Source organism: Oleiphilus sp. HI0125 (genome assembly GCF_001635355.1).
Map to the genome: position 1 here is coordinate 1 of NZ_LWGF01001279.1, position 635 is coordinate 635.

The 635-nt window shown below is 45.0% G+C and carries 1 pseudogene; it reads left to right on the forward strand.

Annotated elements, in window-relative coordinates:
* Window positions 1-635, forward strand: a pseudogene (locus tag A3762_RS22255) (translational GTPase TypA); the annotation flags it as partial.

Sequence of the window (635 nt, forward strand, 5' to 3'; positions counted from 1 at the left end):
TTGAGCAGGGCGATACAGCTGATAAGTTTGTTGTGAGCGGTCGTGGTGAGCTTCACCTTTCAGTTTTGATCGAAACAATGCGTCGTGAAGGCTTTGAACTAGCAGTATCTCGTCCAGAAGTTATCGAGAAAGAAATCGATGGCGTGATGATGGAGCCCTACGAGAACGTAGTAATTGATGTTGAAGATCAGCATCAGGGTTCGATCATGGAAGAGCTTGGTTTGCGTAAGGCTGAGTTGACTAACATGGAGCCAGACGGCAAAGGTCGCGTAAAACTCGAGTTCTCAGTGCCGTCGCGCGGTTTGATTGGTTTCCGTGGTCAGTTCCTTACGCTTACATCAGGTAGCGGTATCATGACATCTGTATTTGATCGTTATGATGTAGTTAAAGCTGGTGAAGTTGTATCACGTCAAAATGGTGTATTGATTTCAATGGTGAAAGGCAAGACCTTGTCTTACTCTTTATTCAATCTTCAGGATCGTGGTCGTTTATTCTTGGGTCACGCTGTAGATGTATATGAAGGCCAGATTATCGGTATTCACTCTCGTTCTAACGATTTGGCAGTTAACCCTACAAAAGGTAAGCAGCTAACGAACGTACGTGCATCTGGCACAGATGAAGCGTTAACGCTGGTT